This window comes from Petroclostridium xylanilyticum (genome assembly GCF_002252565.1).
In the GTDB taxonomy this organism is placed as follows: domain Bacteria; phylum Bacillota; class Clostridia; order SK-Y3; family SK-Y3; genus Petroclostridium; species Petroclostridium xylanilyticum.
This window is the reverse complement of record NZ_NPML01000005.1, coordinates 1-7,476: the sequence shown is the minus strand read 5'-3', so window position 1 is coordinate 7,476 and position 7,476 is coordinate 1. Positions and strand designations below refer to the sequence as shown.

At 34.6% G+C, this 7,476-nt stretch carries 9 protein-coding genes; 5 read left to right on the top strand and 4 right to left on the bottom strand.

Annotated elements, in window-relative coordinates; all coding sequences use genetic code 11:
* Positions 1-190: 190 nt before the first annotated feature.
* The 4 genes from CIB29_RS03205 to CIB29_RS03190 all read left to right on the top strand — a co-directional run bounded on the left by CIB29_RS03205 (position 191) and on the right by CIB29_RS03190 (position 3,178).
* Entirely contained in the window at positions 191-1,477 is a 1,287-nt protein-coding gene (locus tag CIB29_RS03205; protein WP_094546734.1) for a transposase, read from the top strand.
* 323 nt (positions 1,478-1,800) lie between these two features.
* Complete coding sequence (locus CIB29_RS03200) at positions 1,801-2,229, top strand: hypothetical protein (RefSeq protein WP_094546732.1); 429 nt, start codon at positions 1,801-1,803, stop codon at positions 2,227-2,229.
* A gap of 164 nt (positions 2,230-2,393) precedes the next feature.
* On the top strand, positions 2,394-2,738 hold the full coding sequence (locus tag CIB29_RS03195; protein WP_094546730.1) for a hypothetical protein: 345 nt from the start codon (positions 2,394-2,396) through the stop codon (positions 2,736-2,738).
* On the top strand, positions 2,735-3,178 hold the full coding sequence (locus tag CIB29_RS03190) for a hypothetical protein (protein ID WP_198543731.1): 444 nt from the start codon (positions 2,735-2,737) through the stop codon (positions 3,176-3,178). The genes CIB29_RS03195 and CIB29_RS03190 overlap by 4 nt, the downstream gene beginning before the upstream one ends.
* A gap of 356 nt (positions 3,179-3,534) precedes the next feature.
* Here CIB29_RS03190 and CIB29_RS03185 read toward each other — a convergent pair whose 3' ends face one another.
* The 4 genes from CIB29_RS03185 to CIB29_RS03175 form a co-directional block, all read right to left on the bottom strand.
* Positions 3,535-3,744: a hypothetical protein gene (locus tag CIB29_RS03185; protein ID WP_094546726.1), complete on the bottom strand. Its 210-nt coding sequence runs from the start codon at positions 3,742-3,744 to the stop codon at positions 3,535-3,537.
* 255 nt (positions 3,745-3,999) lie between these two features.
* A complete protein-coding gene (locus CIB29_RS18825; RefSeq protein WP_198543730.1) occupies positions 4,000-4,182 on the bottom strand; it encodes a hypothetical protein in 183 nt (60 codons plus the stop codon).
* A 71-nt stretch (positions 4,183-4,253) separates the two neighbouring features.
* Positions 4,254-5,645 carry a UDP-N-acetylmuramoyl-L-alanine--D-glutamate ligase gene (murD, locus tag CIB29_RS03180; protein WP_094546724.1) on the bottom strand — a complete coding sequence of 464 codons (1,392 nt, stop codon included), beginning with the start codon at positions 5,643-5,645 and terminating at the stop codon, positions 4,254-4,256.
* A 180-nt stretch (positions 5,646-5,825) separates the two neighbouring features.
* Positions 5,826-6,950, bottom strand: a complete 1,125-nt coding sequence (locus CIB29_RS03175; RefSeq protein WP_094546722.1) for an RNA-guided endonuclease InsQ/TnpB family protein — start codon at positions 6,948-6,950, stop codon at positions 5,826-5,828.
* A gap of 304 nt (positions 6,951-7,254) precedes the next feature.
* On the opposite strand from CIB29_RS03175, the gene CIB29_RS03170 reads away from it, so the two are divergent.
* A partial coding sequence (locus CIB29_RS03170; RefSeq protein WP_479724516.1) for a hypothetical protein occupies positions 7,255-7,476 on the top strand: 222 nt, incomplete at its 3' end.

Genomic DNA, 7,476 nt, shown 5'->3' with positions numbered 1-7,476 from the left:
AATGGACATACCCCATTTTTTTCTTTTAATAAAATTATCCACAAAAAGAAGCTGAAAATGAGAAGTTATCAGGAGATTTGAGAAATTTGTCCACAGATTTGTAAAAACACGAGAAAAGCCCCCAAATTTATGGTATTGTTAAGATATCGAAAAAAAAACACATAAACCACATAGAAAGGGGCTTTCCTACATGTTTGATTATAGCAAAACAGCATATGATTTGAAAAGAAGTATTTGTAATTTTTGTTCCAGATTGGCTCAGGGTCTCCCTGTTCCCTTTAAGAAATTCTTATCCTGCATGGTCTTTGGCATACTCGCATCCAAGACAGTAATACTGGCTGAAATATCCCGTTCTTTAAATGAGGATATAAAGTTAAAAAAGACTATAGAACGCCTTTCCCGTAACCTTGAAAAATTCTCCTATACTGATGATGTACTTAAGAACCTCTCTTCTGAAGTTAAAAGGTATATTCACCATGATACGCCTATCATTATCGACTTAAGTGATATTGTTAAAAAGTACGGCGTAGTCTTTGAAAATATGGGCAAGATCAGGGATGGAAGCACAAAAGAAACCAATATGGACGGGTACTATCTACTTGAAGCACTTATATATAACCACGGAGACAAGCTTCTTGTCCCAATATATTCAGATTTATTCTCTCCAAGTGAACCGGGATTTAAAAGTGAAAATGAAGAAATCATAAAGTGTTTGGACAAGCTCAGAAGCTTATACGGGACCAAGGGCATTTACACCATGGATAGAGGTATGGACAATGTACTGTTCTTTAATTATTTTGAAAACAACTCTCAAAAGTTTGTCATAAGGCTTAAGAAAAACCGCAATGTCATTTTCAAAGGTAAGGAAATAAATATTGTCGACCTTGTTAAAAAATATAAGGGTAAATATTCAACAATCATAAAGAAAAAGAACGGTAAGCAAAGAAAAATTCAGTTCGGTTTTCTGCCTATAGAGTTGCCTGAGATTACTGGCAAAGTATTTAACCTTGTCTTTGTAAGAGGGTATGCCAGAAAAGGGCTTATGCTTTTAACTAACCTTGATATAAAAGATGGTAAAGACTGTTTAAGACCTATACTTTGCTACATATCCAGATGGAATGTAGAAGAGTTCATAAGATTTAAGAAAAATCAATACAAGCTTGAAGATGTAAGAGTCCAGTCCTATCAAAGGCTTAAAAACATAAACTTTTTATTAACCATGGCAATGAGCTATATTTCTCTTACTTCAAAATCCATAAGTAGCAGGAAGATGATTTTTATTTTGCAGGAGATATCCAAAAGAGTACATGGCATACCACCTTTCCCTTACTACAGTACCGCGGATGGAATTTATGAAGTGCTTAAGAAACACAAAACTGGTATTGCTGAATTTTTGAACTATACAAAAAAGAAGCCCAAATCGCAGCAGCTGAGTCTCTTCGAACTCAGATACTGCAAGAGCTTGCTGGTTTCTTAAATTAAATTTTGGGGTATGTCCATTAAAACGTAAAGTTTGACAAAAAAATAAGCCTAAATCAAGGCTTTTAAAGATTTTTTCTTTATTCAACTGTCAAATACCCGATTTCAAATGACTTGGAGGCTACGGCAAACAAGGTTAAAGTGTTTTATCTATAATCCTGACGCTTCTTTATCCTATATTAGCTTTTCGGAAAAAGGATTGCAACCATCTACAGAAATATTGTTTTGAAAAATATAGAAAAAGTAGAATCAAAGCATTGATTTTGTAATCATACAAGTATATAATCTGTATGTAAACTAACTTAATGTGGAGGGGTGTATATGAAAAGAAAGCAAATTATTTTTATAATAATAGCGTTATTGATTGTTGGTGTGGTAGGATTATTGTCATACCTTAATCAATCTTCAAATCAGGGTAAGGAACTAATATATGATAGCAAGAATAGTTTTTTGAATGAGTTTTATTTTGACAAAGACAATGTAGTATTTGAATGTTCCATAAAAGTAAAAAATGTTACAGATAAAGACTTGCATTTCAATATGTATGCTAATGTGAAAAACGAAATTGGTCTTGTGAATGAAGAATTTGCAACTGCCTATAAAAAAGACTCTTTGGAAAAAGAAGATTTTTTTATAAAAGCAAATTCAGAGGAGATGTTCAAGGCATATTTCAAGGCTAAGAGGGGAGAAAAAACGACAAAAAGTGACAGAAATCCTCCGAAAGAAATCAAGTTTGAAATACTAAAATGATTAAGTAGTAGGGCAGGGAAACTATTGATAAAGTAGCTCTGCCTTTTTTGTGTCGAAACATGTAAATCCTTTGGTAAAAAAGTCGAACGATTTTTCTTTGCTATTTCTACATAATATGATAATATTTTGTACGAAATTTATTTATTACCAAAGGAGGTCATTTTATGAGGTTGAAAAAAATGTTATTATGTTTGATGCTGACATTTGCAGTGATTTTCAGTCAATTAGCTGGTGTTGCTACTGCCGCAAGTGTTAGCGCTGACAAAGAGGGTATTTCTTGGAGAAGTATTGAAGGCTATGCACGAAAAAATAGTGATTGGCTGAAATCTGACTGGGTTGGAAGATTTATTCTTGAAGGCTATCTATTTGGGCAATGGGTTGTCCCCGGTGTTACTCCGACAAAAAAATATATTTGGAAGGAAAATCACAGTCGTTGCCAGTATTGGACATTTACAATACGCCAGCTTACGGAAAGGACTCTGCAAATAAGTATTATGGTCCCTATATGATGAAAAACCCTTATTTGAGGTTAGCAGTTCAAAGCATGTTATCAAGTGAGTTTTCCAAAATAAAGAATGGGACAAGCAGGAGTATAAACATAAGTAAGCATGTTGATATGGAAAATGGCGAACAAATAATAGGGTATCAGTATTTACATGGTACTAATAGTGCAGTTGGTGATTTCACGATAAAAGGAACTGCCAAAAAAGACTCAAGCGGAAATGTTGACGCACAGTTATTTTTTGAGTGGAATGATGTTATAGATCCCAATTTCCAGTATGATACTGATAAAATAAAGGCACAAATAGCAAAACAAATTCCTGGGGCAAAGCCAACAAACTATATAATAAAAATCGGCTGGGATTACAAGGTGAGAAAAAATGTGACTGAACCAGCTTCGTGGGAAGTTTGGAAGCCAAAAACTTCATGGCCTTTTGTGAAATATTAGTGTTAAGTAAAGTTCATTAAGATTTAATATACAATTAGATATCTTTTGATAAACTCTTATAAACTATGTTCTGAAAGTACTTATTTGTGAGAGTTTTATTGAGGATTTGGCTATTGGATATTCTCCAATAGCCTTTCCTTGTATTGGCGTATGCCCAGGTTTTCTGTTTTCCTACTCCTATTTTCTGCGGATTTACAGAAGGATTTCAACCAGTTCAATCCGTTGGAGAATATCACAAGTCAAAGAGGAAGCTACATTGCCATGTGAAAGGAATGATTGAAATGGTTGATACAAAAAGGGATTTTGAAATAGGAGCATTTGGAGAACAGGCGGTCAGGAATTTTTACAGGAATAAATTATTTATTTCTGGATTTGAATTTCTTTTGTATGTATCGGAATATCACTATCCCGAATATTACTGCTATTACTACATCTACAATCCATTCAAGAGAATAACCTTTCAAAATATCTATTGTGACACTTTTTACAACTAATGCAAAAACACTTGCCACTAGCCCTACTGTTGTTCCAAATATTGTAAACAGTATTACTTTTGTTTTTCTCATTGCAGTACACCTTTCTTCACCTTGATATCATATTGATTTATCAAACATTGAATTACTTGATATGAATTTTTCTTTATTTCTATACATTACATATTGTACCATTCCATTGAAATTTCAGTGTTTTGTAACCAATTCATTTTGACCACTCCTTTGATTTTTATGATTCGGCTTCATGCCATGAGTGTTTAGTAAAATTATCCATCGGCATTGTATAACAGGACAAGCCTTTTGTCAATAGCCATAATTTGTAATAATTTATCGAATTTCAGTAGATGTCAGATTTTTTTTGTATTTTCTGTATTGTTTCATTGTAGCCGCTACCGTCTTTGCAATCTCCTTCAAGGTTATTTCATGTAGCCGAAACTGCTTTAACAGGTCAAGGACGGTATCAGGGATAAAAAAAGGCGGCTGTAGCAAGGTAGTGTAAGCCGCTTCCATTAGCTATAAGCTTTTTAGAACCACAGGTATAGCCCGTGGTATTCATAATACAATAAAAGGACTGTAGCTATTTACAGTCCTTTTACTATTTCTTTGTATTTATTTCCTCTCTCTTCAAAATTCTTGAACATATCGAAACTTGTACTGGCAGGAGACAATAATACGATATCTCCTGCTCTGGCATTTGAATAGGCTGTCTTAACAACCTCTTCATAGGTTGAACACTTATAGACAGGAATATCGCTGCCTTTACCTGTCCTCTCAATCTCATCCTGCAAGGCTTTTTCAATTTTAGAAGCTGTGGGTCCAATCAACACGAGACATTTGACTTTCTCTGCAAGAATTCCGCCTAAATCATCATAGGGAATATTTTTATCTTTTCCTCCTGCAATTAAAATTACCTTTTGGTTAAATGTATTTAAGGTTGCAATTGTCCTGCTTGGACTGCTGTCAATGGAGCTGTTATAAAATTTTATGTTGTTTATTTCCCTGACAAACTCGATTCTATGTTCAACTCCGGTAAAGGCAGCAGCTACTTGTCTGATACTTTCACAACTAACCATTTCCCAGACTGCACCAATGGCAGCCATGTAATTTTCGACGTTATGAGCACCGGGAAGAATAATATCGCCTATTTCGATAACTTTCTGAGGATTGCCATCTATATTAATAAAAATTGAATTATGGTCAATAAATACACTTTTTTGAATGTTATTCAAGCGACTAAAAAATATTACATCCCCTGCAGCATCTTTTTCGAAACTTCTGGTTATATGGTTATCAAAGTTTATAACCAGTTTACCGCTTTTTGATTGGTGTAAAAATATATTTTTCTTGGCATCCACATACTCATCCATTGACTTATGTACATCCAGATGATTTGGAGTAATATTGGTTATAACTGCAATATGTGGACTTGCTTTCATGGTATGTAATTGAAAACTGCTGAGTTCTAATATTACTTTATGGTCAGGCTGTATGTTTTCTATTTCACTTAATAACGGCTTGCCGATGTTGCCTCCCAACCAGCATGTATAGCCCTCCTGCTCCAGTATTTTATGTATTAGAGTTGTAGTGGTTGTTTTGCCATCACTTCCTGTGACACCAATAATTTGAGCAGGGCATAAATCAAAAAAAACTTCCATTTCGGAAGTGACAATACTCCCTTTTGCCCTAGCAGCAATAAGTTCCGGAATGTCAAATCTCATACCGGGGGTTTTAAAAATAATATCATGACCAATATGATCAAGATAATTTTCTCCTAAAGAAAACTTAATTCCCAGCAAATCCAATTCATCGTATACTTCACCTAACTGTTCCCGGGTTTTCTTGTCAAAAGCAGTTACTTTGGCACCCAGATTTACAAGAAATTTTATTAGAGGTGTATTGCTAATTCCTACTCCTAATACAGCTACATTTTTTCGGTACATGCTTTTCTTAAATATATCAAGTTTCTTATTCACGTCGTCTTATCCGTTACGCAAAACTTATAAAACTTTACAAAAACATTGTAAAAGTTTATGTTTGCTTCCTCGTTCATAGTGTCCGACCTCGGCTAACCTACTATCGTTTGATGTGACACTCCAGAGGCTTGAATTCCCGTGTAACTCACGGTACACAGCATCATAATTCGTTTTGGTGATTTATGATGCTTTATATCTTGATAAATTGATACTTGCATTCTTATCCCTGTCTATTGCAGCACCGCAACATTCACATATAAATTCCCTTTCAAACAGTGACAGTTTGGTTTTCACATGCCCACATGCTGAACAGGTTTTTGATGAAGGATACCATTTATCGGCTTCTATAAATTCAATTCCATACTTCCTGCATTTATACTGAAGCATTGTTTTGAATTCAAACAAGCCCTGCTCTGATATTGATTTTGACAGGTGTTTGTTTTTCATCATACCACTGACATTCAGGTTTTCCATAACTATCCTTGATGGCTTGGTTTTCACTATCTCGGCAGTTGCTTTATGCCTGTTGTCAGTTCTGATGTTATCAAGACGTTTGTACAACTTTTTAATGTTTTTTTCAAGTTTTATAATGTTGCCTGTTTTGACGCAACTTCCTCCTTCCTTGTTTTTTTGGTATTTGTTTGATGCCTTGTGCTGCAACCTGCGCAATTTCTTTTCTAATTTTTTAACTCTTTTGGTTTTGTTGATGTTTTTAAAGGTCATTCCGTTTGAGCATACAGCCAAATTCTTTATCCCTAAATCAATACCTATACTTTCGCCTGTAAGCTCAACAGCCTCTTGCTCTGCCTCAATGCCTACAGACACATACCAGTGTATTCCGTCAAACTTTACCCTTGGGTTTGTATATTTTGCATTTTCCGGTATCCTGTCTTTTTCTGAAAGTCTTACCCAACCAATTTTTTCTAATCTAACCTTGCCATTTTTGAATTTTATTTTTTCGGTATCTTGATAAAATTTTGGCTGGCTTTTCTTCCTGCTTTTAAATTTTGGTTTATCGGCAAGCTTTTTAAAAAACTTATAGTAAGCATCACAGGCATCCTTTATGGCTTGTTTGGTTATGTTGTTGCTGTAATCATTAAGCCACTTGTATTTTTCAGTCTTCTTTAAAAACGTTAATTCTTTTCTCAAGTCTCCGTCTTTAATGAATTTGCCACCGCTTTTATAATTTTCTTCTTGTTTGGCAAGCGTCCAGTTATATGCCCATCTTGCAACTCCTGCACTCTGAAACAATTTTGTTTTTTGCTTGTTGTTGGGTTCAAGCCTGACTTTCAGGGCTATTATCATCTTCCAACAGCTCCTTTATCATTTTTTTGGCTTTATTGGCTCTCCGGTAGTGTCAAAAATTTTATCAACTTTTGACCTGTACCCTTTGATTTTATTGACTTTTATTTAAAATTTATCTTACCCCTATAAAATTGGAAATTGAGAATGTATAGATTTGAAAAGAGAAAGGTACTTTCCCCCTTTTATCTGGTATAATGTTGTTGTGAAGACTAACACCCCAGAAAGGAGATAAGTACCTTTGAACAACATTATATCAGTTTTACTACTATACATTCAATTACAATATCAAATTATTATATATCTTATGTGTTGCGTTCTTGGCAAACACTCTCCCCGCAAGTATTACGATGAGCCTGTTAAAAAACCCTACCGTAAGCTTGTGGTAGATGAAATGCCTATTATTAAAACCCTTGAGAAACTTGATTACAAAAAGCTTATTGCTGATCAGCTTAAAGCTACTGGCAAACTCATTACCCCAGTGAAGAGAAGGAAACCTTCTACTGTCCCTGAAACTATAACCTGCCCC

Coding starts and splice junctions, on each gene's coding strand:
- CIB29_RS03205 (WP_094546734.1), top strand. CDS start 191: ATGTTTGATTATAGCAAAACAGCATATGATTTGAAAAGAAGTATTTGT.
- CIB29_RS03200 (WP_094546732.1), top strand. CDS start 1,801: ATGAAAAGAAAGCAAATTATTTTTATAATAATAGCGTTATTGATTGTT.
- CIB29_RS03185 (WP_094546726.1), bottom strand. CDS start 3,744: ATGAGAAAAACAAAAGTAATACTGTTTACAATATTTGGAACAACAGTA.
- CIB29_RS18825 (WP_198543730.1), bottom strand. CDS start 4,182: ATGGAAGCGGCTTACACTACCTTGCTACAGCCGCCTTTTTTTATCCCT.
- CIB29_RS03175 (WP_094546722.1), bottom strand. CDS start 6,950: ATGATAATAGCCCTGAAAGTCAGGCTTGAACCCAACAACAAGCAAAAA.
- CIB29_RS03190 (WP_198543731.1), top strand. CDS start 2,735: ATGATGAAAAACCCTTATTTGAGGTTAGCAGTTCAAAGCATGTTATCA.
- CIB29_RS03195 (WP_094546730.1), top strand. CDS start 2,394: ATGAGGTTGAAAAAAATGTTATTATGTTTGATGCTGACATTTGCAGTG.